At 73.2% G+C, this 25,168-nt stretch carries 22 protein-coding genes; 8 read left to right on the top strand and 14 right to left on the bottom strand.

Features of this window, described 5'->3' with window-relative positions:
- Window positions 1-26: 26 nt before the first annotated feature.
- The 3 genes from ACGF3A_RS18165 to ACGF3A_RS18155 all read right to left on the bottom strand — a co-directional run bounded on the left by ACGF3A_RS18165 (window position 27) and on the right by ACGF3A_RS18155 (window position 3,073).
- On the bottom strand, window positions 27-1,151 hold the full coding sequence (locus ACGF3A_RS18165; protein ID WP_393730909.1) for a hypothetical protein: 1,125 nt from the start codon (window positions 1,149-1,151) through the stop codon (window positions 27-29).
- Between the two features lie 80 nt (window positions 1,152-1,231).
- The gene (locus ACGF3A_RS18160; RefSeq protein ID WP_393730907.1) at window positions 1,232-2,287 is read right to left on the bottom strand and encodes an endonuclease/exonuclease/phosphatase family protein; all 1,056 of its coding nucleotides are present in this window, start codon (window positions 2,285-2,287) and stop codon (window positions 1,232-1,234) included.
- Window positions 2,288-2,302: 15 nt separating this feature from the next.
- Window positions 2,303-3,073 carry an IclR family transcriptional regulator gene (locus ACGF3A_RS18155; protein WP_393730905.1) on the bottom strand — a complete coding sequence of 257 codons (771 nt, stop codon included), beginning with the start codon at window positions 3,071-3,073 and terminating at the stop codon, window positions 2,303-2,305.
- Between the two features lie 138 nt (window positions 3,074-3,211).
- Between ACGF3A_RS18155 and ACGF3A_RS18150 the strand changes: the two genes are divergently transcribed.
- Window positions 3,212-4,756 (top strand): aldehyde dehydrogenase (NADP(+)), encoded by a 1,545-nt coding sequence (locus ACGF3A_RS18150; protein WP_393730903.1) that lies wholly within the window; start codon window positions 3,212-3,214, stop codon window positions 4,754-4,756.
- Between the two features lie 34 nt (window positions 4,757-4,790).
- Window positions 4,791-5,912: an aminotransferase class V-fold PLP-dependent enzyme gene (locus ACGF3A_RS18145; RefSeq protein ID WP_393730901.1), complete on the top strand. Its 1,122-nt coding sequence runs from the start codon at window positions 4,791-4,793 to the stop codon at window positions 5,910-5,912.
- An 84-nt stretch (window positions 5,913-5,996) separates the two neighbouring features.
- On the opposite strand, the gene thpD is transcribed toward ACGF3A_RS18145, so the two are convergent.
- The 4 genes from thpD to ectA all read right to left on the bottom strand — a co-directional run bounded on the left by thpD (window position 5,997) and on the right by ectA (window position 9,385).
- The gene (gene thpD / locus ACGF3A_RS18140; protein ID WP_393730899.1) at window positions 5,997-6,896 is read right to left on the bottom strand and encodes an ectoine hydroxylase; all 900 of its coding nucleotides are present in this window, start codon (window positions 6,894-6,896) and stop codon (window positions 5,997-5,999) included.
- A gap of 77 nt (window positions 6,897-6,973) precedes the next feature.
- Entirely contained in the window at window positions 6,974-7,384 is a 411-nt protein-coding gene (locus ACGF3A_RS18135; RefSeq protein ID WP_393730897.1) for an ectoine synthase, read from the bottom strand.
- A gap of 113 nt (window positions 7,385-7,497) precedes the next feature.
- The gene (gene ectB / locus ACGF3A_RS18130) at window positions 7,498-8,766 is read right to left on the bottom strand and encodes a diaminobutyrate--2-oxoglutarate transaminase (protein ID WP_393730895.1); all 1,269 of its coding nucleotides are present in this window, start codon (window positions 8,764-8,766) and stop codon (window positions 7,498-7,500) included.
- Window positions 8,767-8,869: 103 nt separating this feature from the next.
- On the bottom strand, window positions 8,870-9,385 hold the full coding sequence (gene ectA / locus ACGF3A_RS18125; protein WP_393730893.1) for a diaminobutyrate acetyltransferase: 516 nt from the start codon (window positions 9,383-9,385) through the stop codon (window positions 8,870-8,872).
- Window positions 9,386-9,819: 434 nt separating this feature from the next.
- Here ectA and ACGF3A_RS18120 point away from each other — a divergent pair, with 434 nt between their 5' ends.
- From ACGF3A_RS18120 to ACGF3A_RS18095, 6 genes are all read left to right on the top strand, one after another.
- On the top strand, window positions 9,820-10,920 hold the full coding sequence (locus tag ACGF3A_RS18120; RefSeq protein ID WP_393730891.1) for an amidohydrolase family protein: 1,101 nt from the start codon (window positions 9,820-9,822) through the stop codon (window positions 10,918-10,920).
- A 173-nt stretch (window positions 10,921-11,093) separates the two neighbouring features.
- Window positions 11,094-11,504 carry a YciI family protein gene (locus ACGF3A_RS18115; RefSeq protein ID WP_393730889.1) on the top strand — a complete coding sequence of 137 codons (411 nt, stop codon included), beginning with the start codon at window positions 11,094-11,096 and terminating at the stop codon, window positions 11,502-11,504.
- Between the two features lie 29 nt (window positions 11,505-11,533).
- Entirely contained in the window at window positions 11,534-12,781 is a 1,248-nt protein-coding gene (locus ACGF3A_RS18110; protein ID WP_393730887.1) for an RNA polymerase sigma factor, read from the top strand.
- A gap of 52 nt (window positions 12,782-12,833) precedes the next feature.
- Window positions 12,834-14,228: a carboxyl transferase domain-containing protein gene (locus ACGF3A_RS18105; RefSeq protein ID WP_393730885.1), complete on the top strand. Its 1,395-nt coding sequence runs from the start codon at window positions 12,834-12,836 to the stop codon at window positions 14,226-14,228.
- Window positions 14,219-14,953 carry a DsbA family oxidoreductase gene (locus ACGF3A_RS18100; protein WP_393730883.1) on the top strand — a complete coding sequence of 245 codons (735 nt, stop codon included), beginning with the start codon at window positions 14,219-14,221 and terminating at the stop codon, window positions 14,951-14,953. Before ACGF3A_RS18105 ends, ACGF3A_RS18100 begins: the two co-directional genes overlap by 10 nt.
- A gap of 59 nt (window positions 14,954-15,012) precedes the next feature.
- Window positions 15,013-15,417, top strand: a complete 405-nt coding sequence (locus ACGF3A_RS18095) for a DUF1992 domain-containing protein (RefSeq protein WP_393730881.1) — start codon at window positions 15,013-15,015, stop codon at window positions 15,415-15,417.
- A 120-nt stretch (window positions 15,418-15,537) separates the two neighbouring features.
- Here ACGF3A_RS18095 and ACGF3A_RS18090 read toward each other — a convergent pair whose 3' ends face one another.
- The 7 genes from ACGF3A_RS18090 to ACGF3A_RS18060 are packed head-to-tail and all read right to left on the bottom strand — an operon-like array spanning window position 15,538 to window position 25,064.
- Window positions 15,538-16,848, bottom strand: a complete 1,311-nt coding sequence (locus tag ACGF3A_RS18090) for an alpha/beta fold hydrolase (protein WP_393730879.1) — start codon at window positions 16,846-16,848, stop codon at window positions 15,538-15,540.
- A gap of 59 nt (window positions 16,849-16,907) precedes the next feature.
- Entirely contained in the window at window positions 16,908-18,377 is a 1,470-nt protein-coding gene (gene cobC, locus ACGF3A_RS18085) for an Rv2231c family pyridoxal phosphate-dependent protein CobC (RefSeq protein WP_393730877.1), read from the bottom strand.
- Entirely contained in the window at window positions 18,374-19,768 is a 1,395-nt protein-coding gene (locus ACGF3A_RS18080) for a cobyrinate a,c-diamide synthase (RefSeq protein WP_393730875.1), read from the bottom strand. Before ACGF3A_RS18080 ends, cobC begins: the two co-directional genes overlap by 4 nt.
- A 19-nt stretch (window positions 19,769-19,787) precedes the next feature.
- Window positions 19,788-20,393 (bottom strand): cob(I)yrinic acid a,c-diamide adenosyltransferase, encoded by a 606-nt coding sequence (cobO, locus tag ACGF3A_RS18075; RefSeq protein ID WP_393730873.1) that lies wholly within the window; start codon window positions 20,391-20,393, stop codon window positions 19,788-19,790.
- Window positions 20,393-22,483, bottom strand: coding sequence for a putative cobaltochelatase (locus ACGF3A_RS18070; protein WP_393730871.1), 2,091 nt, complete (start codon window positions 22,481-22,483; stop codon window positions 20,393-20,395). Before ACGF3A_RS18070 ends, cobO begins: the two co-directional genes overlap by 1 nt.
- A 54-nt stretch (window positions 22,484-22,537) precedes the next feature.
- The gene (locus ACGF3A_RS18065; RefSeq protein WP_393730869.1) at window positions 22,538-24,115 is read right to left on the bottom strand and encodes a cobyric acid synthase; all 1,578 of its coding nucleotides are present in this window, start codon (window positions 24,113-24,115) and stop codon (window positions 22,538-22,540) included.
- Window positions 24,093-25,064: a cobalamin biosynthesis protein gene (locus ACGF3A_RS18060; protein ID WP_393730867.1), complete on the bottom strand. Its 972-nt coding sequence runs from the start codon at window positions 25,062-25,064 to the stop codon at window positions 24,093-24,095. The genes ACGF3A_RS18065 and ACGF3A_RS18060 overlap by 23 nt, the downstream gene beginning before the upstream one ends.
- Between the last annotated feature and the right edge of the window lie 104 nt (window positions 25,065-25,168).

Genomic DNA, 25,168 nt, shown 5'->3' with positions numbered 1-25,168 from the left:
GAGCCATCGCGCCCGCTCACGCACCCTCACACACTCCCCTTCCCCGTCGCCCCAGTCTGCCCTGCCGCCGTCCCTGCCCCCACCCGGGCGGCACCTACGCCCGCACGTGCACCCGCATCCGTCCCTGCACCCGCATCCGTCCCCGCACCGGCGTCCGTCCCCGCACCCGCGAGCCGTGTCAGCGCCCGTGCCCCGAGCGCCGCTAGCAGCAGGCCGGTCGCCATCTGCAGGGCGTAGGTGCACTGCATCAGCCCCGTCGCGCTGTCGCCCAGGGTCCGTCCGCCGCCGGAGAGCGCACCCATCAGCAGCCAGCCGCCCCAGCACGCCATCACGCCCGAACCGGTCCAGGACGCGGCGAGCGGCAGCCACAGCCGGGGGTTGCCGCGGCCCAGCGCGAGCCACGCCGTTCCCGCGACGGCGAGCGCGATGAAGAGCAGGTACGTCAACTCGACGATGTGGGTCGAGGCGTCCCGCTGCGCGATCCGTTCCGGGTTGAGCCCCGTCTCCGCGCCCGCCGCCCACATCACGTTCAGCGCGGCGACGGGCAGGGCGCCCAGTGCCGCGACCAGCAGTCCGGCCCTCGTGCGGGCGGAGGGGCGCGCCGGTACGGGGAGCGCGCTCAGGCGCGTGCGCAGCAGCGTGCCCCAGCGCTCGCGCACGTAGAGCACGAACAGCGTGCCCAGGACGATCCCCTGCACGGTGAAGCCCGTGTAGACGGTCGCCCACACCCAGCCGTCGAGCAGCGTCTCGGCGCCCTTGTCGTCCGTACCGCCGCCGGAGCCGCCGGAGCCGCCCGTATCGCCTGTCCCGCCCGTCAGCATCCCGAATGCCGTCTGGACGGGGAACGCCACCAGGATCGGCCCCAGCAGGCCGCTCGCGCCCCACAGGGGCACGGCGATCAGCCCGGCGGGGAGCCGTCGGCCCCAGGGGCGTGCCAGGGCCACGGCCAGCAGGATGACCGTGGCGTCCATGGCGACGGTCAGCAGGTTGATCGCCCAGAGGGTGCTCCCGCCGTCCCGGAGCGTGCTGCCCTCGGGGATGCCCGCGGTCCCGCCGCAGAGCCAGGAGATCTTCAGGAGCAGGTACGGCAGGCAGGCGACGGGCACCAGGGCCAGCAGTACGTTCCGCAGCACGTTCCGTGATTCGGTCATGCCTCCACGCTCCCGGGACGGCTCCCGCCGCACGTCCTGCCCGGTGGTGAACCGTCTCCGCCGCGCGGCGGAGACGGTGCTCACTCCAGCGTCAGGTCCGTGACCACCGCCGCGTGGTCGGAGTAGAACGGGCCCGGAGGGTGCGACCGCAGCCGCGTGTCGACGGTGAACGAACGGTCCGTCCTGAGCCGTTCTCCCCTGGCGAAGATGTAGTCGATACGGTCGAAGGGACCGCCCTCGTCGCTCTCGGCCCGCCGCAGCGTGTTCCAGGAGCCGCCCGGGTCCTCGCAGACGTCCGGACGGGTCTCCCTGTAGGTGTCGCGGAAGCCCGCCCGGGTGAGGAGGTCCGTCGCCTTCAGGTCGTAGGAGAGCCCGTGGTGTCCCGGGCAGCGCGACCAGCGTGGCGTCCAGTCGGTCGTGGCGACGGTGTTGAGGTCGCCCGCGAGGAGGACGGGGGCGCGGCTGCCGCCGAGCATGCGGGGGAGCTGGACGCGCAGGATGTCGCGCAACTGCCGGGCCTGCTTACGGCGTTCCGCCCAGGCCACCCGGGAGCGGGGGTAGGGCGGCCGTTTCCCTTCGTGCGCGGCGGCGGCGTTCGCGCTGACCATGTTGCCGACCCAGGGGCGGGAGAAGTTCAGCCAGGTGTCGACCAGGTTGAGACGGCGCCCGTCCGGCAGGACGACGCGCGCGCCGCCCGTGTTGAAGTCGCTGACGGTGTGACCGCTCGGTACGGGGAACGTACGGTCCACGCGGTGCCGGGTGAAGATCCAGAGGTTGTCCCTGGTCTGTCCCTGCGGCCCCCGGGTGACCTGCACGGCGTGGTACGTGCCCTTGCCCGCGCGCTCGGTGAGGGCCTGGCGGATCTCGTGGGCCGCGCCGTAGGTCTCGATGGAGAAGAACACGTCGGGCGCGAGGGCCACGAGCTGGTCCAGGAGCAGCGGGAGGTTCTTCTCGCCGCCCAGGCCCGGGTCCCGGCCGCCGTGGAAGATGTTCCAGGACAGCACGCGGATCCGTTCGGGAGGCGGCGCTGAGGCGGCACGCGGGGCCGCGGGGGAGGGGAACGCGGCGCCGCACAGGGCTCCGGCCGCGAGGACGGCCGCGCAGAGAGTTGTCCTTTTTCTGGCTTTTCTTCTCACCCTGTGATTGTGCGGTCACAGCCTCCGGGTGGCGTGGATCAGGCGGTCCCGCGCGTCGAAGAGGGCGTCTTTGATCATCTGTTCGTGTGCGGGTGTCAGCCGGGCCACGGGCACCGAGCAGCTGATCGCGTCGCGCGCCGGGGTGCGGTACGGGACGGCGACGCCGAAGCAGCGCAGCCCGAGGGTGTTCTCCTCGCGGTCGACCGCGTAGCCCTGTTCGCGGACGAGGTGCAGCTCCTCGATGAGCTTCTCGCGGTCGGTGAGGGTGTGCTCGGTGAGCTGCGCGAGGGTCTCGGGCAGCATCTTGCGCACCTGCTCGTCGCTGTACGTCGCGAGCAGGGCCTTGCCCAGCGACGTCGAGTGCGCGGGCAGCCGCCGTCCGACGCGGGTGAACGGGCGCAGATAGTGCTGCGACTGACGGGTCGCGAGATAGACGACGTTGGTGCCGTCGAGCCGGGCGAGGTGGATGGTCTCTGTCGTGTCGTCGGAGAGCCGGTCCAGGGTCGGCTTGGCGGCGGCCACGACCTCGTCCCCGTCGATGTACGAGGTGCCGACGAGCAGCGCCCGTACGCCGATGCCGTACCGCGTGCCCGTCGCGTCCGTCTCCACCCAGCCGAGGTCGACCAGGGTGCGCAGCAGCATGTACAGGCTCGACTTGGGGTATCCGACGGCCTCCTGGACGGTGGCCAGCGCGTGCATGCCGGGCCGTCCCGCGAAGAACTCCAGCAACTCCACCGTCCGCACGGCCGATTTGACCTGCGATCCACCCGTCTCGGCAGCTGACATCGACCTTGACCCCTCTGTTCGCGCAGCCCTAGAGTCCCTGCCGTATCGCGGAATTCACTGACAGAGACGCTGTTCAGCATACCGAACACCGTCGGGGTCGGTGCAGGCAACCGGTCAGGAACCGGGCAGGAGGACACGGTGGCTGGAGTACCAGTGTGGAGCGTTGACCCCCGGACCGGGAAGCAGCGCGAGCAGGTCACCACCGAGGCCACGGCGGAGGACGTCGACCGCGCCGCGCGCGGGGCGCACGAGGCGCTTCCCGCGCTCGCGGACCGTACCGCGCGCGCCGCGCTGCTGCGCGCCTGCGCCGCACAACTGGAGGCCCGGCGCGAGGAGATCGTCGCGACGGCCGACGCGGAGAGCGCGCTCGGCACCGCACGGCTCGGCGGCGAGCTGACCAGGACGACGGGCCAGCTGCTGGCCTTCGCCGACGAGGTCGAGGACGGCGCGTTCCTCGGCGTGATCATCGATCACGCCGACCCCTCGCTCGCCCCGCCCCGGCCCGATCTGCGGCGCTACCGCATCCCGTTGGGCGTCGTCGCCGTCTACGCCGCGTCCAACTTCCCGCTCGCCTTCTCCGTCCCCGGCGGCGACACCGCCAGCGCGCTCGCCGCCGGGTGCCCCGTCGTCGTCAAGGCCCACCCCGACCACCCCGCCACCTCGGAGCTCTGCGCGGCGGCCCTGCGTGCCGCCGCCGTCGCGACGGGCATGCCCGAGGACGTGCTCTCCGTCGTCCACGGCTTCGACGCGGGCGTCGAACTCGTCCAGCACCCGCTGGTCGCCGCCGCGGGCTTCACCGGCTCCGTACGGGGCGGACGTGCCCTCTACGACGCCGCGGCGGCCCGGCCGCGCCCCATCCCGTTCCACGGCGAGCTGGGCTCGCTCAACCCCGTCGTCGTCACCGCCTCGGCCGCCGAGGAGCGCGCCGAGGAGATCGGCGAGGGCCTCGCCGCCTCGATGACGCTGGGGACCGGCCAGTTCTGCGTGAAGCCGGGACTCGTCCTCGCGCCGCAGGGCGAGGCGGGCGACCGGCTGCTCGGCGTCCTCGCGGAGCGCGTGCGCGCGACGGAGCCGGGGACGCTGCTCGACACGCGGATGCGGGAGGCGTTCCTGAGCGGCGTCGCCGAGCGCGCGCGCCTCGACGGCGTCGACGTGCCCGTGGAGGCGGGCCCGGGTGCGGAAGGGCCCGAGGACCGGACGGTCGGCGCGGGCGTCCTCACCGTGCCCGCGCGCCGTCTGACCGGCGACGGGCCGCACGAACAACTGTTGGAGGAGTGCTTCGGCCCCGTCACGGTCGTCGCCCGCTACGCCGACGAGGCCGAGGTCGGCGCCGTGCTCGCCCGGCTGCCCGGCAACCTCACGGCGACCGTGCAGCTCAGCGAGGACGAGGCGGCCGGGAAGGACGGCACGGGCGCCGGGCTGCTCGCCGCGCTGACGCCCCTCGCGGGCCGCGTCCTCGTCAACGGCTGGCCCACCGGCGTCGCCGTCGCGGCGGCGCAGCACCACGGCGGCCCGTACCCGGCGACCACCTCCACGTCCACCTCCGTCGGCGCGACCGCGATGGAACGGTGGCTCCGTCCGGTCGCCTACCAGTCCACCCCCGAGCCGCTGCTGCCGCCCGAACTGCGGGACGACAACCCGCTCGGCCTGCCGCGCAGGGTGGACGGACAGCGCGAGGGGTAGCCGCACGAGCCCCCCTCGTGGGGAGACTGGCGCCATGGAAGCCAGCTTCGACAGCGCCACGGCCTCTCTCCTGGCCGACGAGTTCAGCACCGGGTCCCGCGAATCCACCGGCCGCACCTACCTCAACACCGCCTCCCACGGCCTGCTCCCCTCCCGTACGGCCGACGCCGTACGGGAGAGCGTCACGGACATGGCGGCCGGGCGGATCGACATGCCGCGCTACTTCGCCGTCGCCGACGAGGCGCGTGCCTCCTTCGCGCGGCTCGCCGGGACGACGCCGGACCGGGTGGCGCTCGGCAGCGCCGTCTCGACGCACGTCGGGCTGATCGCCGCTTCACTGCCCGTCGGCGCGGAGGTCCTCGTCGCGGACGGCGACTTCAGCTCCGTCGTGAACCCGTTCACCGTGCGGGACGACCTCAAGCTCCGTACCGCCCCGCTCGAACGGCTCGCCGAGGCCGTCGACGCCACGACCGCGCTGGTCGCGGTCAGCGCCGTGCAGTCCGCCGACGGACGGGTCGCCGACCTCGGCGCGATCCGGGAGGCGGCGCGCGCGGCGGGGGCGCGGACACTGGTGGACAGCACGCAGGCGGTGGGCTGGTTCCCGCTGCGCGCCGACGACCACGACTACGTCGTGAGCGCCGCGTACAAGTGGCTGCTCTGTCCGCGCGGTACGTCCTTCCTCGTCGTCTCGGAGGAGGCCCAGGACGCGCGGGTGCTGCTGCCGCAGCACGCGGGCTGGGTGGCGGGGGAGCGGCCGTGGGAGAACGCGTACGGCCCGGTCGCCCGGTACGCGCCCGACGCGCGGCGCTACGACGAGAGCCCGGCGTTCCTGCCGTACCTGGGGGCCGCGCGTTCGCTCGCGCTGGTGGAGCGCGTGGGGCGCGACGCGATCGGGGCGCACGACCGCGCGCTGGCGCGGCGGTTCCGCGCCGGTGTCGCGGGGCTCGGTGCGCGGGCCGGTGCGGGGTACGAGGCGGTGCCGGGCGACTCGGCCATCGCCGCGGTGCCGGGACTGGGCGGAGCGGCTGGGCTGCTGGCGGAGGCGGGCGTGGTGGCCTCGGCACGGGACGGCAACCTGCGCGTCGCGTTCCACCTCTACAACACGGAGGCGGACGTGGACCGGCTGTTGAACGTCCTCGCGGACGGGCGCTCGTAGCGACGGGTTTCTCAAAGGGGCGGGGCAGCAGCGCGACTGCCCCGCCCCTCACGCGGTGCGGGTCAGCTCAGGGAAGCTGGCTGCTCACCGGACCGGCGTGAAGTCCCGCGCGCCGATGTACTCGGGGCGCCGGACGGGAGCCGCGAAGGGCTCCACGGCGGTGTTCTCCACGGAGTTGAACACGAAGAAGACGTTGCTCCGCGGATACGGGGTGATGTTGTCCCCGCTGCCGTGCATCGTGTTGCAGTCGAACCAGACGGCCGAACCGGGATCGCCGGTCCACTGCGCGATCCCGAACTCCGACGAGAGCCGCTCCAGGGCCTCGTCGGACGGGATACCCGCATCCTGCATCTGGAGCGAGCGCTTGTAGTTGTCCTTCGGCGTCGCGCCCTCGCAGCCGAGATACGTCTTGTGCGAACCCGGCATGAGCATGAGGCTGCCGTTGAACGCGAAGTTCTCGGTGAGAGCGATCGACAGGGACACGGTCCGCATCCGGGCGAGGCCGTCCTCCGCGTGCCACGTCTCGAAGTCGGAGTGCCAGTAGAAGCCACTGGCGCCGTAGCCGGGCTTCACGTTGATCCGGGACTGGTGGATGTAGACGTCCGAACCCAGGATCTGCCGGGCACGGCCCACCACACGCGGGTCCGAAGCGATCCGCGCGAAGATCTCGCTGATCTTGTGCACCTCGAACACGGTACGGATTTCCTGTGACTTGGGCTCGACGATGGACCGCGGGTCCGCCTTGATCTCCGGATCGGTCGTGAGCCGCTCCAGCTCGGACTGGAGCGCCGGGATCTCATCGGGCGCGAGGAGCTCGTCGAGGATCAGGAATCCGTCCCGCTCGAACGCCGAAAGATGGGTCTCGCCCATCGGGCCCTTCCTCCCCGGGTCGGACCACAGGACGGGGTCCTGCCGTTCGATCAGCACCTCGGTGGTGCCACGGGTCGGGTACAGGTCGGCAGTGCGCTCGGGTGCGGTGGTCATGGAAGTGCCTTCCTCTCCTGTTCTGTTGAAGGTTCCTGTCTGTTCGATGGCCCTTTCTCTGGCCTACGGCTTGCCGGTCAGCCCTCGGCGGGCTCGGGCTCGGTGAGCAACGGGTACACACCGTTCTCGTCGTGGTCCTCGCGGCCGGTGACCGGAGGATTGAAGACGCAGAGGCACCTGAAGTCCTCCTTGATCCTCATGGTGTGCCTCTCGTTCCCGTCCAGCAAGTACATGGTTCCGGGGGTGATGGTGTACTTCTTCCCGGTCTCGCGGTCGGTGAGTTCGGCCTCGCCCTCCACGCAGACGACGGCCTCGATGTGGTTCGCGTACCACATGTCGGTCTCGGTGCCCGCGTAGAGGATCGTCTCGTGCAGCGAGAAGCCGACGCGCTCCTTCGCCAGCACGATCCGCTTGCTCTCCCAGGTGCCCGAGGCCGCCTTGATGTGGCGGTCGGTGCCCTCGATGTCCTTGAAGGAACGAACGATCACGGTGAGATGGTGCCTTTCTGTCTGTCCGGCACGGGCCGGGTGCCCATGACGGGGGTCCATTACGGGGGCGGCCCGCCCCGGCGACTGCCGGGGCGGGCCGAGTCGGCGGGGCGTCAGGCGGTTTCGCGGACCGCCCTGGCGAGGACGCGCAGCCCCTCGTCCAGTTCCTCGGGGGTGATGGTCAGCGAGGGGAGCAGCTTGACGACCTCGCTCTGCGGGCCCGAGGTCTCGATCAGCAGCCCCAGCTCGAAGCAGCGCTTGGCCACGGCGTTCGCGCGGTTCTTGTCGTGGAACTCCAGGCCCCACACCAGGCCGCGGCCGCGGAAGTCGGCGACCTCTCCGGCGTGCTCCTCGGCGATGGCCCGCAGCGCGGTCTCGACCTGCTCGCCGCGCTGGAGGGTCTGCTTCTCCATCTGGCCGTCGGTCCAGTACGTCTCCAGCGCGGCGGTGGCCGTCACGAAGGCCGGGTTGTTGCCGCGGAAGGTGCCGTTGTGCTCGCCCGGCTCCCAGATGTCCAGCTCCGGCTTGAACAGGGTGAGCGCGAGCGGCATGCCGTAGCCGCCGATCGACTTGGACAGCGTGATGATGTCCGGCTGGATTCCCGCCTCCTCGAAGGAGAAGAAGGCGCCGGTGCGTCCGCAGCCCATCTGGATGTCGTCGACGATGAGCAGCATGTCGTGGCGGTGGCACAGGTCGGAGAGCGCCTTCAGCCAGGAGGCACGCGCGACGTTGATGCCGCCCTCGCCCTGCACGGTCTCCACGATGACGGCCGCGGGCTTGTTCAGGCCGGAGCCCTGGTCCTCCAGCAGCCGCTCGAACCAGATGAAGTCCGGGGTGGCGCCGTCCAGGTAGTCGTCGAACGGCATCGGGGTGCCGTGCACCAGCGGGATACCGGCGCCGGCGCGCTTGAACGCGTTGCCGGTGACGGCCAGCGAGCCCAGGGACATGCCGTGGAACGCGTTGGTGAACGAGACGATCGACTCGCGGCCCTTGACCTTACGGGCCAGCTTCAGCGCGGCCTCGACGGCGTTCGTGCCGGTCGGGCCCGGGAACATGACCTTGTGGTCCATGCCGCGCGGTTTGAGGATCGTCTCCTGGAACGCCTCCAGGAACGCCCGTTTGGCGCCGGTCGACATGTCCAGACCGTGCACGACGCCGTCCCGCTCCAGGTAGTCGAGGAGGGCGCGCTTGAGGACCGGGTTGTTGTGGCCGTAGTTGAGCGAGCCCGCTCCGGCGAAGAAGTCGAGGTAGGTGTGGCCGTCCTCGTCGTACATGTGGGCGCCCTGGGCGCGGTCGAAGATGGTGGGCCAGCCACGGCAGTAACTGCGCACCTCCGACTCCACGGTCTCGAAGACGCTGAGGTCCGGCTGGGTGATGGTCACGGCTTGCTCCTGGGAGTGAGTCATGTGAGAGGAGAGGAAGTCTGATGAGGGGTGCGGACGGAACCGGTCGGTACCGGACGCGCGGGGGCGAGGGCCGTGTACGTCAGCGCTGCGCTGCGCCGGGAAACACGACCGGACCTATCCGGTACAGCACCTCGGGGTCATGGCCCGACTCGGGGAAGACCTCGGCATCGAACAGCACCTCCTTCTCGACCGGCGCCGCGTGGCGACGCGCGTAGGAGGTGAACAGGCGGTTCGAGGGGGCGTTGTCGGGGGTGACCGTGGTCTCGACGGTGTCGATGCCGGTCTCCTGGGCGGCCCGCAGGGTCAGTCCGTCGAGCATCGCCGCCGCGAGCCCGCGGCCGCGCGCCGCCTCGTCGACGGCTACCTGCCACACCAGGAGGGTGCGGGGGCTGTCGGCGCGTACGTAGCCGGTGATGAACCCGACCGGAGCGCCGTCCGCGTCGCGGGCGACGACCGAGGTGGCCGCGAAGTCACGGCACCACAGCAGGTAGCTGTAGGAGGAGTTCAGGTCGAGCGTCCTGGAGTCGCGGGCGATGCGCCAGATCGCGGCTCCGTCCTCCACCCGGGGAGTGTCGAGCTTCAGTCCCTCCGGCATTTCCAGGAAATCGCTATGGGCACGTGCAAGGTCTGCTTGTGCGGCGGTCATGCGGATTCAATTTACCCAGCAGAATCTGAAAGCGCACGGGGGGCAGGGGTTACGTGAGGGGGGCGCGTTGTGTTATCGCGCGGGAGCGCGCAGGCGCGTAAGACCTCGCCATTCTCCCCGGTCATATGGGGTTTTATCCGGGCAGAAGAATCATCCTGTGGGGTCCGTCACAGTGACGTAACGGAGGCGAGACGCGTCCGAATTACGGCGATTGAAGCTAGCGAAATCTTGGCGTTTGAGCCGACGGAAAGCGGGCAGAAGAATACGGGCACCTGTACTCGAAAGCCTGCGTGAAATGCAGCCTAATTCCGTGTGGCCGCGGGTGTCAGGGCTTTCCCGTAACTCGTCCCCGTAACTCGTCCCGCCGGTCGTACAGTGCCCCCATGAGTGAGCGTGCGACGCAGCGGGTGCTGCATGTCAAGGGGCGGGTGCTGGCGGGGCCCGAGGACGTCCGTGACGAGCTGTGGGCGGTGGACGGGAGGATCACCTACGAACGCCCGCCGGCCGCGCTCCCCGTGACCACTCTGGAGGGCTGGACGCTGCCCGGCCTCGTCGACGCGCACTGCCACGTCGGGCTCGACGCGCACGGCCCCGTGGACGACTCCACCAGCGAGAAGCAGGCCCTCACCGACCGCGAGGCGGGCGCGCTCCTGCTGCGCGACGCGGGCTCACCCTCCGACACCCGCTGGATCGACGACCGCGAGGACCTGCCCCGCATCATCCGCGCGGGCCGTCACATCGCCCGTACGCGCCGCTACATCCGCAACTACGCGCACGAGATCGAGCCCGGCGACCTCGCCGCCTACGTGCGCCAGGAGGCGCGGCGCGGCGACGGCTGGGTCAAGCTCGTCGGCGACTGGATCGACCGCGAGGAGGGCGACCTGACGGCCTGCTGGCCGCGCTGGGCCATCGAGGAGGCCATCGCCGCAGCCCACGAGGAGGGCGCGCGCGTCACCGCGCACTGCTTCGCCGAGGACTCCCTGTACGACCTGGTGGACGCCGGGATCGACTGCGTCGAGCACGCCACGGGGCTCACCCAGGAGACCATCCCGCTCTTCGCCGAGCGGGGCGTCGCCATCGTGCCCACGCTCGTCAACATCGCCACCTTCCCCGCGCTCGCCGACGGGGGCGAGGGCAAGTTCCCCCGCTGGGCCGCCCATATGCGGCGCCTCCACGAGAGCCGGTACGAGACCGTGCGTGCCGCCTGGGACGCGGGCGTCCCCGTCTTCGCGGGCACCGACGCGGGCGGCTCCCTGCCGCACGGGCTGGTGGGCCAGGAGGTCGCCGAGCTGGTCAAGGCCGGTGTCCCCGCGCTGGACGCGCTCTCCGCCGCCACCTGGGGCGCCCGCTCCTGGCTGGGCAGGCACGGGCTGGAGGAGGGCGCACCGGCCGATCTCGTCGTCTACCCGACCGACCCCAGGGCGGACGTGGGAGTCCTGGCGGCACCCCGGCACGTCGTGCTGCGCGGGCGCGTCGTGCAGTAACCGGTGTGTCGTGCGGCAGCGGACGCTTCTTGCGGTGGTCCGCGGAAGCCGTGCGTCCGCCGCACCGGGGCGGCAGAATTTCTCTCTCCCGGGATGTCGAGAACCCCGCGACGGCTCCGACGTCCCTCTTGAGAGGCGCCCGCACCGGGTGCCGTGCCAAGGAGGCGTACACCATGAAGTACATGCTGATGGTCATGGGCAACCAGGCCGAGTACGACGCCATGGAGGGCAAGGGGGACGGGTCGGTCGTATGGACCGAGGACGCGATGAAGGCGATGTTCGAGCACATGGGCGCGCTCAACAACGACCTCGCCGAGTCCGGTGAACTCGTCGACGCCCAGGGGCTGACCGCCCCCGCGCAGGGCAAGGCCGTCTCCGTGAAGGACGGCAGGACCGTGGTCTCCGACGGCCCGTTCGTCGAGGCCAAGGAGGTCCTGGCGGGCTACTGGATCGTGGACGTCGCCAGCGAGGAGCGGGCCATCGAGATCGCCGCCCGCGCCTACTCCTGTCCCATCCCCGAGGGCGCGCCCGCCCTTCCGCTCGTCGTCCAGCCCATCCAGGACGCCGGCGCCCCGGAGATGTGACGGCGGACGTAACGGAACCGATCGGTTCCATGACCGCGCGTACACCGGACGAGGACCTGCTGCGCCAACTGGCGCCGCAGGTCCTGGGCGCGCTCGTACGCCGGTACGGTCATTTCGACGCGGCCGAGGACGCTGTGCAGGAGGCGCTGCTCGCGGCCGTACGGCAGTGGCCCGAGTCCGGCAGGCCGCGGAATCCGCGCGGCTGGCTCATCCGCGTCGCCTCCCGGCGGCTGGCCGACACCCTGCGCGCGGAAGAGGCGCGCAGACGGCGCGAGGAACGCATCGCCGCCAGCGCCCCGAGCGACGCGCTCCACGCGCCCCCGCCCGGCGAGAGCCGCGCCCCGTCCGAGGACGACACCCTCGCGCTGCTCTTCCTGTGCTGCCATCCGGTGCTCACCCCGGAGTCGCAGTCCGCGCTCACCCTGCGCGCCGTCGGCGGTCTCACCACGGCCGAGATCGCCCGCGCCTATCTGGTCCCCGAGGCGACCATGGCGCAGCGCGTCAGCCGCGCCAAACAGCGCATCCGTAAGGCGGGCGGACGGTTCGCGCGCCCCGGGAAGGCCGAACTCGCCGACCGTCTCGGCGCCGTCCTCCAGGTCCTGTACCTCATCTTCAACGAGGGCTACACGGCCACGGCGGGCAGCTCCCTCCAGCGCCGCGAACTGGCGGGAGAGGCCGTCCGCCTCACCCGCGACCTGCGCCGACTCCTCCCGGAGGACGGCGAGGTGGCGGGGCTGCTCGCCCTCATGCTGCTCACCGACGCGCGGCGCGACGCCCGTACGAAGCCGGACGGCTCGCTCGTCCCGCTCGCCGAGCAGGACCGGGAGCTGTGGCACAAGGAGGCCGTCGACGAGGGCGTCGCGCTCGTCACCGAGGCGCTCACCCACCGGCGCCTCGGCCCGTACCAGCTCCAGGCCGCCATCGCCGCCGTGCACGACGAGGCGCCCTCGGCGGACGAGACCGACTGGCCGCAGATCCTCGCGCTCTACGGCCTTCTCGAACGGTTCGCCCCCGGGCCCGTCGTCGCGCTCAACCACGCGGTCGCCGCCGCCATGGTGCACGGCCCGCGCGCCGGGCTCGACAGGCTGGCCGCGCTGGACGGCGACCCGTCGATGGCACGGCACCACCGGCTCGCGGCCGTACGGGCGCACCTTCTCGAAATGGCCGGAGAACCGGAGGCGGCCGTCGCCGCGTACCTCACGGCCGCCGAACGCACCCTCAGCCTGCCCGAACGGCGCTACCTCCTGGAGAGGGCCGCACGCCTCGGGCGCGAATGACCCCGGATGACCCCGGATGACACGGCGGGGGCGCGTACCGCAGCCTGGAGCAATGACCACGACGGGACCCTCGGCCCTCTCCGCGCGGGACGCGCTCGGCCTGGTGGCACGGGACTTCAGCGCGTTCACGGATCCGGAACGTCCACAGCCCCCCGACGGCCCGCTCGACTGGAGCGGATACGACGCCGCACGCGCGCGGGCCCGCGACCGTACGGGCGAGAGCGAGTCCGTCGTCTGCGGCACCGGCAAGGCGGGCAGCGTCGAAACGGTGCTGATCTCCTTCGAGTTCGGCTATCTCGGCGGCTCGCTGGGCGAGCGTACGGGCGACCGTATCGAGGCGGCGCACACGCGGGCGCGCGAGCAGGGACTGCCCGTGGTCACGCTCGTCGCGACGGGCGGCAGCAGGATGCAGGAGGGCATGCGGGCGCTCACCCAGCTCCAGCGCGTCGCCCGGCAGACCGCGCTCACCCGGCGCGCGGGACTGCCGCAGCTCGCGCTCGTCCGCGACCCCGCGACGGGCGGCGGCTGGGCCACCCTCGCCGCGGGCGCCGACGTGGTGCTCGGGCTGCCGGGCGCGCAGGCCGGGTTCGCGGGGTCGCGCGTACGCCCGCCGGGCGCCGACCCGGGCGCTTACACCGTCGAGGGACAGCTCGCGACGGGGCACCTCGACCAGATCGTGCCGGAGGACGGGGCCGGTGCCGCCGTCGCCCGCTGGCTCGGCCTCCTGACGGGCGGAACGGCACCCGGGACCGGCTCTGAGACCGGCCCCGAGCCCGTGCCCGTCCCGCACGCGCTCGCCCCCGTCCCGCTCCCGGAGAGCGGCACGGAGGCCGTCTCCCGGGCCCGCTCGCGGGACAGGCCCCGTGCCGCGGCGTATCTGGACGCCTGCTTCGACGAGCGCGAGGAGATCAGCGGCGACCGCTGCGGAGGCGTCGACCCGGGCATGCGGTGCGGCTTCGGACGCCACGAGGGCCGTACCGTCGCCTTCGCCGCGCAGTGCGGCACCGCGACCCTGCCCGCCGGATACCGCACCGCCGCGCGGCTGATCCGGCTCGCGGACCGGCTCGGCATCCCCGTGCTCACGCTGATCGACACCCCCGGCGCGGCCAACGGTGCCGAGGCCGAGCGCGCGGGCGCCGGACCGGCCATCGCCGACGCCTTCGCCGCCGTCGCCGAGGCCACCGTCCCCGTCACCTCGCTGCTGATCGGCGAGGGCGGCTCGGGCGGCGCCCTCGCGCTCGCGGCGCCCGGCGCGCTGTGGGTGACGCCGGACAGCTACTTCTCGGTGATCGCACCGGAACTGGCCGCCGCGATCCTCAAAAGAGGCCCCGAGCGCGTCCCGGAGACCGCCGAGGAGCTGCGACTGCGTCCCCAGGACGCCGTCCGGCTGGGCGTGGCCCGGGGAATAGCACCCGCGGCGCGGGGGTTGCCCCCGGTATGCGAGTAGAGATCTGGTCCGACATCGCCTGCCCCTTCTGTTACATCGGCAAGGCACGCTTCGAGAAGGGGCTCGCGGCGTTCGCGCACCGCGGCGAGGTGGAGGTCCACCACCGCTCGTTCGAGCTGAATCCGAACGCGGGGGACCCGCCGGGCGGCCCCGTGACCCAGATGCTCGTGGAGAAGTACGGGCTGTCGCCGGAGCAGGCCGAGGCCGCCGAGCGGGACGTCGCCGCGTCCGCGGCCGGGGAGGGCCTGGAGTACGGGGAGGGGCGCCTGATCAGCGGCTCGACCTTCGACCTCCACCGGCTGCTGCACGCCGCCAGGGCGCTCGGCGAGAAGGAGCACGACGCCCTCCTCGACGCGTTCTACCGCGCCCACTTCGCCGACCTGCTGAACTTGAACGACGAGGAGACGCTGCTGCGCGTCGTCACGGAGGCGGGCATCGACGAGACGGAGGCGCGCGCCGTCCTCGCCGACAAGGAGGCGTACGCGGAGGCCGTACGGACGGACGAGCGCGAGGCCGCCCAACTCGGCGCCACCGGTGTGCCGTTCTTCGTGATCGACCGCCGCTTCGGCGTCTCCGGCGCCCAGCCCCCCGAGGTCTTCACCCAGGCGCTCGACCAGGCGTACGCGGCGGGTGGCGGCCTGGTCACCGTGGCCACCGCCGCCGCGGGCACCGACGCGCCCGTCTGCGAGGATGGGGCCTGCGAGGTACCCGACCCCAGGCCCTGACCCCGCGCGCCGCGCGGCAGGGGCCCGGCCACCGGCGGAACCGGAGAAGGGGACGCACCGTGACTGAGCGCAAGCCGCCCGGCATCAGCTTCGAATCCTGGGCCGACAGGCAGATCCGCGAGGCCGAGGAGCGCGGCGAGTTCGCGAATCTGCCGGGTGCGGGCAAGCCGCTGAAGGACGAGAAGCGGCCCTACAACGAGCAGTGGTGGGTCGAGCGCAAGATGCGCGACGAGAACCTCAGCCATCTGCCGCCCTCCCTCGTGCTCCGCAAGGAGGCCGACGAGGCCCGCGCCGCCCTGGCGCGGGCCCGTTCGGAGGCCGAGGTCCGCGAGATCGTCGAGGGGATCAACGAGAAGATCCGCGCGGCCATCAAGTACCCGCCCGAGGGCCCGCCCCACCGCCTCGCCCCGTTCGACATGGAGCGTGCCCTCGACGAGTGGCGCGCGTCCCGCGAGAAGGGCTGACGGTCACCTGGGCGGGTCCTGAGCAAAGCCCGCGTGCGCGGCCCCTGCGGCGTTCCGTGCGGCCAACGCAGGGCCTCGCACGGCCCTCGCGCGGCCAACGCACGGCCCACGCGCGGTTCCTCAGATCTCTCCGCGCGCCATCCCGATCAGCCGCTCCAGCACCCGCCCCTGGCTGACGCGCAGCCCGTCGTGCTCCCACTCGCTGGTCACCCAGGTCCGGGTGCCGCGCACCGCCCGTGCGGTGGCCATCGAGTCCTCACGGTCGACGTACATGTCGTCGTAGTAGACCGCCGCGTGGACGGGCACCTCGTTGGCCGCCAGCCGCGTGGGGTCGTACAGGTCCGGCCAGTCGCCCCGTTCCGCCAGCAGGTGCGCCGTCTCGCGCAGCGGCATCAGCGCGGGGTCGGTCTCGAACTGCCAGGGGTAGATCATCTCCCCGGTGAAGTGCACCGGCCGTCCCTCGTCCAGTGCCCGCCGGGCGTCGAACGCGGGGAACTCGTCCCGTACCCGCTGCGCCGCCCACCGGGTGCCCTCCTTGCTGACCGAGCGCTGCCCGTAGGACGCCTCGTGCACCAGCGCGAACAGCGGGTTGGTGGAGAGGGAGACATGCGTGCGCGCGCCCTCCAAGAAGGTGTCCGACAGCTCGCGTCCCGTACGGCCGGAGGTCCAGGCGTCCTCCAGCAGGTAGTGCAGCGCGTGCGGGCCGCTGCCCATGCCCAGCATCAGGCCGAGGGACTGGAAGCGCTCCACCGTGAACGGGCTGCCGTCCGGCAGCGCGACTTCGTGCTCCGCGAGGTGCTCGGTGATCTGCCGCACCGTTTCGGCGTCCCCGGGGTAACGCTCGTAGAAGTCGGCGTTCTTGGAGGCGACGCGGGGATACGACATCCGGTAGATGTCCTCGGGCCCGCTGCGCAGGCCCGGCAGCCCGCCGGTGATGAACGCCTCGCGGAGCCCCTCCGGCGCGAACGACAGATACGTGGTCGTGCAGAACCCGCCGAAGCTCTGCCCGATGACCGACCAGGGGACGCCCTCGCCCAGCAGCCGCTTCCTGATGATCTCGGCGTCCCGGACGATGGAGTCGGCGCGGAAGAGCGCCAGGTAGTCGGCCTGTTCGCGCGGTGTGCCCCGCAGCGGGAGGGACTGACGGTTCGCGGGCGTCGACCGTCCGGTGCCCCGCTGGTCGAGCAGCAGCACCCGGTAGTGGCGCAGCGCGGGCGCCCACCAGTCGGGCCCCACGGGACGCGGCGAACGGCCGCCGGGACCGCCCTGGAGGAAGACCAGCCACGGCAGGTCCTCGCGCTCCCTCCCCGCCGCGACCAGCTCCCGCGCGTACACCTCGATCTGCTCGCCGTCCGGGGCCGCGTGGTCCAGGGGGACGGAGAACGCATGATCGGTCAGGACGGTGCCGGGGTGCCGGTGGGTGACGGGCACAGGGGCCTCCTCAGGTCGTGGTCGTACGTGGTCGTACGTGGAGCGGGCGCGCGCGGACCTTATCCGCGCCCGAGGGCCGTCGCCAGTGCGCCCATCAGCCGGTCGGTCGTCCCACGGTCCCTGACGGCCATCCGGAACCACTCCTGGCCGAGACCGGGGAACGTGTCGCCCCTGCGCACCGCGAAGCCCAGCTCCCGCAGTCTCTCGCGGAGCGCGGCGGCGTCCGGATGGCGCACCAGCAGGAAGGGGCCCTCCGGCTCGTCCGTCGCCGTCCGCAGACCGGCGTCCCGGAAGGCCGCGAGCCGGTCCATCAGATACGCGCGGTCGGCGCCGAACTCCTTCGCCGCCGTCTCCGCCTCGGCGAGCGCGTCCGGGGTGCCGCACGCCTCGGCGGCGGCCAGGGCGGGCGTCGAGACGGGCCACAGCGGCTGAGGGCGCTCCAGCGCCCGTACGGTCGCCGGATCCGTCAGCACATAGCCGACCCGGAGCCCCGCGAGCCCCCACGTCTTGGTGAGGCTGCGCAGGACGGCCACCCGTCCGGGCAGCCGGCCGAGCAGGGGCACCAGGGACTCCCGTTCGCCCGGGACGGCGTCGATGAACGCCTCGTCCACCACGAGCGTCCGTCCCTCCCGGGCTAGCGCCGCCAGGGCGCCGGCGGGGTGCAGGACGGACGTGGGGTTCGTCGGATTGCCCACGACGACCAGATCGGCGTCGGCGGGAACGCGCGCGGGGTCCAGCCGGAAACCGTCCTCCGGGTCCAGCAGGACGCGGTCCACCTCGTGCCCGGCGTCCCGCAGCGCCGCCTCCGGCTCCGTGAACTGGGGGTGCACGACGACCGGACGGGCCGCCGGAAGGGCGCGCGCGAGCAGCACGAACGCCTCGGCGGCGCCCGCCGTCAGCAGCACCTGGTCCGGCGCGAGGCCATGCCGTTCGGCCACGGCCTCACGTGCCGGACGGCCGTCCGGATAGGCGGCGAGACCGTCCAGCGAGGCCACCAGCCGGGCGCGCAGCCACTCCGGGGGAGTGCCGGTACGGACGTTCACCGCGAGGTCCGTCAGACCGGCGCCGGTGCCGCGCACCTCGGCGTCGCCGTGGTGGCGCAGGTCGGGAGCGTGAGGTGTCGCGCGCGCGGCGACCGCGACCGTCACCCGTTCCGACTTCCGCTTGGGGACGAGCAGTTCGCCCTCCCGGTCCCGGTCCCCGTCCCCGGCCGCGAGCAGGGCCGCCGCCTCCGCGACGGAGGGGGTTCCGGTGGTCTCCCGTACGGTGTCCGAGGGGCTGGGAACGGTCACTCCGGCCAGCTCTTCCGCCGCGTACGTACGCAAGGGCACGCCCAGTCGCGCGGCGGCCTCGGCCAGCCCGGGCTCGCTCCCCTTGGTGTCGGCCGTGACGAGCGCCGCGACGGAACGCGCGTCCGTACCGGTCTCGTTGAGCACTCGCTCAACGGCCTGGAGCACCTCGTTCCCCGTCACGCCTTCGCGGGCGCCGACCCCGACGAAGAGGGACGCCGTCGCCGCCTCCGTCGTCATCGTGCCGTCCCTTGCCGTCGCGCCGCTCCCGCCACGAACCTGCGGGCCGTCTCGGGAACGGCGGCCCAGTGGACGTGCAGGTACGAGGCGTGCACGTTCCCCCGGGCGTAGCCCTCGACCCTGCGCTCGGGGCGGACCATGCCCCACGCGGGCTCGCTGCCCGCCCCCGGCTCCAGGGTCGTGCGGTGGAACTCGTGCCCCCGTACGCGCGTACCGGCCACGGCGAGCACGTTGTCCGCGACGGCGACGGCCTCCCGGTAGCCCAGGGTCAGGTTCTTCGTCATCCGCGCGGTCGCGTCCAGCACGCCGCACATCGGCTTGCCGTCCAGCTCCCTGGCCAGGTACAGCAGTCCGGCGCACTCGGCGGCGACGGGCCCCTGGAACGTCGCTATCTCCTTGCGCAGCGGCTCGTTCTCCGACAGCTCCGGCGCGTACACCTCGGGGAAGCCCCCGCCGATGACGAGCCCGCCGGCCCCCTCGGGCAGCGTCTCGTCGTGCAACGGGTCGAAGGGGACGACCTCGGCGCCCGCGGCCCGCAGCAGCTCCGTATGCTCCGCGTACGAGAAGGTGAACGCGGGGCCGCCCGCCACGGCGACGACAGGGCGCGCCCCCTCAGAGGGCCTGGCCACCTCCTCGGCCGTCACCTCCGCCGCCGCGTCCCACGCCGCGCCGTCCAGCGGCGGCGCGCTCCGGGCCAGTGCCAGCAGCGCGTCCAGGTCGCACCCCTCGCGCACCTGCTCCGCCAGCGCGGCGACCGACTCGACGGCGTCGGCCCGCCGTTCGGCCACCGGGACGAGGCCCAGATGGCGCGCGGGCGCCCGTACGACAGGGGCACGCCGGAGCGCGCCCAGGACGGGCACGCCGGAGCCGCCCAGGGCCTCCCGCAGCAGCTCCTCGTGCCGCGCGGACCCCACCTTGTTGAGCACCACGCCCGCGACCCGCACCTCCGGGTCCCAGGAGGCGAAACCGTGCACCAGGGCCGCCACCGACCGGGACTGCGAGGACGCGTCCACGACGAGCACCACGGGCGCCTTGAGCAGCTTCGCCACATGCGCGGTGGAGGCCAGTTCGCCTTCGCCGCTCGCGCCGTCGTAGAGGCCCATCACGCCCTCCACGACGGCGAGATCGGCACCCGCCGAGCCGTGCGCGAACAGCGGCGCGATCCGTCCCGGGCCGCACAGGTACGCGTCCAGGTTCCGCCCCGGGCGGCCCGTCGCCAGCGCGTGGTAGCCCGGATCGATGTAGTCGGGGCCGACCTTGTGGCCCGACACGGCGAGCCCCCGCCCGGCGAAGGCGGCCATCAGTCCGGTGGCCACCGTCGTCTTGCCGCAGCCCGAGGCGGGCGCGGCGACGACCAGGCGCGGCACGGCGTTCCGCGGGGCGTTCAGCATGGGGCCACCGTTCCGCACGTCACCATTCGATGCCCCGCTGGCCCTTCTGGCCCGCGTCCATGGGGTGCTTGACCTTGGTCATCTCGGTCACCAGGTCGGCGGCCTCCAGCAGCTTCTCCGGCGCGTTCCGCCCGGTGATCACCACGTACTGGCTGCCCGGACGCTCGTTCAGCACGGAGACCACCTCGTCCGTGTCGATCCAGCCCCAGTGCATCGGGTAGGCGAACTCGTCCAGCACGTAGAGCTTGTACGTCTCGGCCGCCAGGTCGCGCTTGACCTGCTCCCAGCCCTCGCGGGCCGCCTCCTCGCTGCTCAGCTCGTCCTGGGTGCTGCGCTGGATCCAGGACCAGCCCTCGCCCATCTTGTGCCAGGCGACGGTGCCGCCCTCGCCGGTGTCGCCCAGCACGCGCAGTGCCCGCTCCTCGCCGACCTTCCATTTGGCCGACTTCACGAACTGGAACACCCCGATGGGCCAGCCCTGGTTCCAGGCGCGCAGCGCCATCCCGAACGCGGCGGTCGACTTGCCCTTGCCGGTGCCCGTATGGACGGCGACCAGCGGCCTGTTGCGCCGCTGGCGCGTGGTGAGTCCGTCGTCCGGTACGACGTCCGGCTGTCCCTTTGGCATCAGGCGGCCCTCCGTGAGTGCGTGGCGGTGGCATGGCGTACGAGGTCGGTGACGGCGTCGGCGCGCAGCTCGTCCAGCGTGACGGCGGGGCCCCCGAGGTCCCGCGCCAGTTCGGCCGCGAGCCCGAGCCGTACGGGCCCCGTCTCGCAGTCGACGACCACCGAGGCGGTGCCCTCGGCGGCGAGCAGGGAGGCCGCGCGGCGTGTCCGTACGAGCGGTTCGGGGCCGCCGGTGGCCTTGCCGTCCGTGACGGTGACGAGCAGGGGGCGCCGCGCGGGATCGCGCATCCGCTCCACGCGCAGCACCTCGCGGGCCTTCAGCAGCCCGGCCGCCAGCGGCGTACGGCCGCCGGTCGGCAGCGACTCCAGGCGCGCGGCGGCGGTGTCCACGGACGAGGTCGGCGGCAGCGCGACCTCCGCCTCGCTCCTGCGGAACGTCACCAGGCCGACCTTGTCGCGCCGCTGGTAGGCGTCGAGCAGCAGCGACAGCACGGCGCCCTTGACGGCGCTCATACGCCGCCGCGCCGCCATCGAACCGGAGGCGTCGACCACGAACAGCACGAGATTGCCCTCGCGGCCCTCCCGTACGGCCTCGCGCAGGTCGTCCCTGCGCAGCAGCAGCCCGTTGCCCGCGCGCCCCCGCGCGTGCTGGTGCGGCGCCGCGGCCTGCACGGTCGCCGCCAGGTGGAGCTTGCCGAGCGCGCCCTGCGGGCGCCGCGCCCCGGTCGTACGACCGTGCGCCGTACGGGCACGGGAGCGCCGTCCGGCGGCGCCCTCACCGAGCCCGGGGACGGTGAGCGTACGGGCCTTGAACGGCTCAGCGGCGGGCGCAGCGGCCTTCTCCGGGGCCCGCGCGCCCTCGGCGGGGGTCTGCTCGGTCTGCTCGGCGGACGGCCCGGAGGACTCCGAGGGGGCCTCCTGGGGCTGCCCCTGCTCGGGCACGGAGGGCTGCTCGGACTGCTCGCCGCCCTCAGGCGCCTCGGGCGGCAGGCCGCCGCCCCCGTCGGGCCCGCCACCGCCGTCGTCGTCGTCCGGCCCGGCCCCGTCCGGGCCCTGGGGGTCCGGGTCGTCGTCCGCGCCGCTGTTCTGCTCCAGGGTCTCGTCGAGCTTGTCCTCGTCGAGGCCGGGCGCGTCGAAGGGGTTCCTGCGGCGGCGGTGCGGCAGCGCGAGGAGCGCGGCCTGCCGCACGTCCTCGGCGAGCACGTCCTCGCGTCCCGCCCACGCGGCGAGCGCCGTCGCCGTACGGGCCATCACGAGGTCGGCCCGCATGCCGTCCACCTCGAACGCCGCACAGGTGGCCGCGATCTGCCGCAGCGCCGCGTCGCCCAGCCGCACCCGCGGCAGCAGCGCCCGCGCGGCGGCGATCCGCTCGCGCATGGCGCGCTCCTCCCCGGCCCAGCGCCCCGTGAACCCGTCCGGGTCGTCGTCGTACGCCAGCCGCCGCCGTACGACCTCCACGCGCTCGTCCGTCTCGCGCGAGGCCGCGACCTCCACGGTCAGACCGAAACGGTCGAGCAGCTGCGGGCGCAGCTCACCCTCCTCGGGGTTCATCGTCCCGACGAGCAGGAAGCGGGAGGCGTGCCGTACGGACACGCCCTCGCGCTCGACGTACGACGCGCCCATGGCGGCGGCGTCGAGCAGGAGGTCGACCAGATGGTCGTGGAGCAGGTTGACCTCGTCCACGTAGAGCACGCCCCGGTGCGCGTCCGCGAGGAGGCCGGGCTCGAACGCCTTCACGCCGTCCGACAGCGCCCGTTCGATGTCGAGCGCCCCCACGAGACGGTCCTCGGACGCGCCCACGGGCAGCTCGACCATCCGGGCGGCCCGTGCCTCCCCGGTGACACCGCTGTCGTGCGGCCCGTCCGGGCACGCCGGATCGGGCGAGGCGGGCGCACAGGAGAAACGGCAGCCCGGAACGACGTCGACCCGAGGCATGAGCGCCGCGAGGGCTCGTACGGCCGTGCTCTTCGCCGTGCCCTTCTCGCCTCTTACGAGGACGCCGCCGATGGCCGGGTTGACCGCGTTGAGCAGCAGGCCTAGTTGGAGGTCCTGCATCCCGACGATGGCGGTGAACGGATAGGGGGTGCTCACGCGTCAGTCAGTCCTTTCCAGAAATGGGGGCCAGGGAGTGGGGGAGCGGGTGTGTCACAGGGGCGCTCCCGGCCCCACGAACGGCAGCCCTTCCGGCGCGCCCTCCTCGATGAGCCGCAGCAGCGCGGCGGTGTCCGCGTGCTCCTCGACCAGATCGCCGAGACGGTCGAGCTGTTCCTCGCGCAGCGCGGCGAAACTCGTCTCAGGGGCGGGCACGAAGGCGCGGCCCGCGTCGGCCGCCACCCGGCGCAGAAAGGCCCGCCGGAACGCGTCGGACTCCAGCGAGCCGTGCCAGTGCGTGCCCCATACGGAGCCGACCCGGCAGCCGTCGCCGAGGAACGGCTCGCCGCCGCGTACGTCCGCGACGCCGTGGTGGATCTCGTACCCCTCGACGGGCTCGCCGAGGGCCGTGCCCTCCGGGCGCGCGAGGGTCTTCTCCCGCGCGAACCGCACCCGCAGGGGCAGCAGTCCGAGCGCTTCGACCGTTCCGGCACGGGACTCGACGTCGTCCTCGATGCGCTCGCCGAGCACCTGGTAGCCGCCGCAGATGCCCAGTACGGGGCGTCCTTCGGCCGCCCGCCGGGCGAGCGCGTCGGCCAGTCCGCGCGCCCGCAGCCACTCCAGTGCCCTGACGGTGCCGCGCGTCCCCGGCACCACCACCAGATCGGCGTCGGACAGCTCCTCGGGACGGTCGCAGAACCGCACGACCACGCCGGGCTCGGCGGCCAGCGCGTCGACGTCCGTGAAGTTCGACATCAGCGGCACGGGGAGCACCGCCACCCGCAGCACGTCCGCGCCGTACGGCGCCGTCACCTCGGATTCGCGCACCGTGCCGCGCAGGGAGACACGCAGCCCGTCCTCCTCGTCGATGCCCAGCCCGTGCTGGAAGGGCAGCACCCCGTACGTCGACCGCCCCGTCAGCTTCCGCAGCATCTCCAGGCCGGGCTCCAGCAGCGAGACGTCCCCGCGGAACTTGTTGACCAGATAGCCCGCCAGCAGCGCCTGGTCCTCCTCGGCCAGCAGTGCGGTCGTCCCGAACAGCGAGGCGAAGACGCCTCCCCTGTCGATGTCCCCGACCACCAGCACGGGCAGCCGCGCGGCGCGCGCCAGGCCCATGTTGACGATGTCGTTGCGCCGCAGGTTGATCTCCGCGGGGCTGCCCGCGCCCTCGCAGACGACCGCGTCGTGCGTACGCCGCAGCTCCTCCAGACAGGCGACGACGGGCTCCAGAAGGTCCTCACGCCGCCCGTACACGCCGCTGCGGTGGTTCCCGAAGTAGCCCTTGGCCGACATCTCGCCCACGGCACGCCCCATGAGCACCACTTGGCTGGTGCGGTCGCTGCCGGGCTTGAGCAGTACGGGGTTCATCAGCGCGCTGGGCTCCACCCGGGCCGCGGCGGCCTGCATGGCCTGGGCGCGGCCTATCTCGGCGCCGTCCCGCGTCACGAACGAGTTCAGTGACATGTTCTGCGCCTTGAACGGCGCCACGCTGATCCCCTTGCGCGCCAGCCAGCGGCAGATTCCCGCCGTCACGACGCTCTTGCCCGCGTCCGAGGTCGTCCCCGCGACGAGCAGCCCGCCGCCGGTCCCGCCGCCCGTCCCGCCGTCCCTAGCGCTTCCCTTCGCGCCCACGGCGCACTCCCTCCCGCACCCTCATCCGCACGGCGCCCGCCGCCACGGTGGTGGCGAACGCCAGCGCGCTCACCCGTCGCGACAGCCGTACGGCACGCGCGATGTCCTCCGTCCGTACGGGCCGCCCGGAGGTGTTGAGGACCGGACGGTGCTCCGTACGGCCGCCGTACGCGAGGGTGCCGCCCAGCCGTACGCCGAGCGCGCCCGCGAACGCGGCCTCCACGGGCCCCGCGTTCGGGCTCGGATGCCGGTGCGCGTCCTCGCGCCACGCCCGTACGGCTCCGCGCGCGTCGTCACCGGCAACGGCCGCGAGCACCGCCGTCAGCCGCGCTCCCGGACACCCCACGACGTCGTCCAGCCGCGCCGCCGCCCAGCCGAACCGGAGGTGCCGCGGCGACTTGTGCCCCACCATCGCGTCCAGCGTGTTGAGCGCCCGGAACCCGGCCATGCCCGGCACTCCCGCGACCGCGCCCCACACGAGGGCGCCCACGACGGCGTCCGAGGTGTTCTCCGCGACCGACTCCACGACAGCGCGCGCCAGTGCCTCCGCGTCCAGCGCCTGCGGGTCCCGCCCGCACAGGTGCGGCAGCCGCTCCCGGGCCACCTCGACGTCCCCGGCGGCCAGCGCCGAGCCGACGGCCCGCGCCTCCCGCGCCAGGCTCGTCCCGCCCAGCACGCTCCACACGGCGGCGGCCGTCAGCACGGTCCGCGCGCCGGGCCGGTCCCGCACGGCCCGTTCCAGCACGGCCGCACCCGTGACCACGGCGCCCGCGGCCAGCACGGCGTACCCGGCGCCCGCGTCCCGCCGGTCCCGCCACACATGCCGCTCCAGCGCCCCGGCGGCCCGCCCGAAGGCGGCGACGGGGTGGCCGCGCCGGGGGTCACCCAGCAGAAGATCGACGGCGTATCCGAGGGCGGCGCCGCAGGCGTACGCGTAAGAAGCCCGCATCCGCATCATTCAGCGCGCCGCGGCGCCTCGGCGGAACAGCGGCGGCAGAGGTGGCGTCGGTGGCAGGGGACCGGAATCGCTCAGGGCGGGGCCGCGCATGACAT

It is taken from the genome of Streptomyces sp. NPDC048172, assembly GCF_043202595.1.
In the GTDB taxonomy this organism is placed as follows: domain Bacteria; phylum Actinomycetota; class Actinomycetes; order Streptomycetales; family Streptomycetaceae; genus Streptomyces.
The sequence above is the reverse complement of the archived record's forward strand: the minus strand, read 5'-3'. Positions and strand labels throughout refer to the sequence as shown.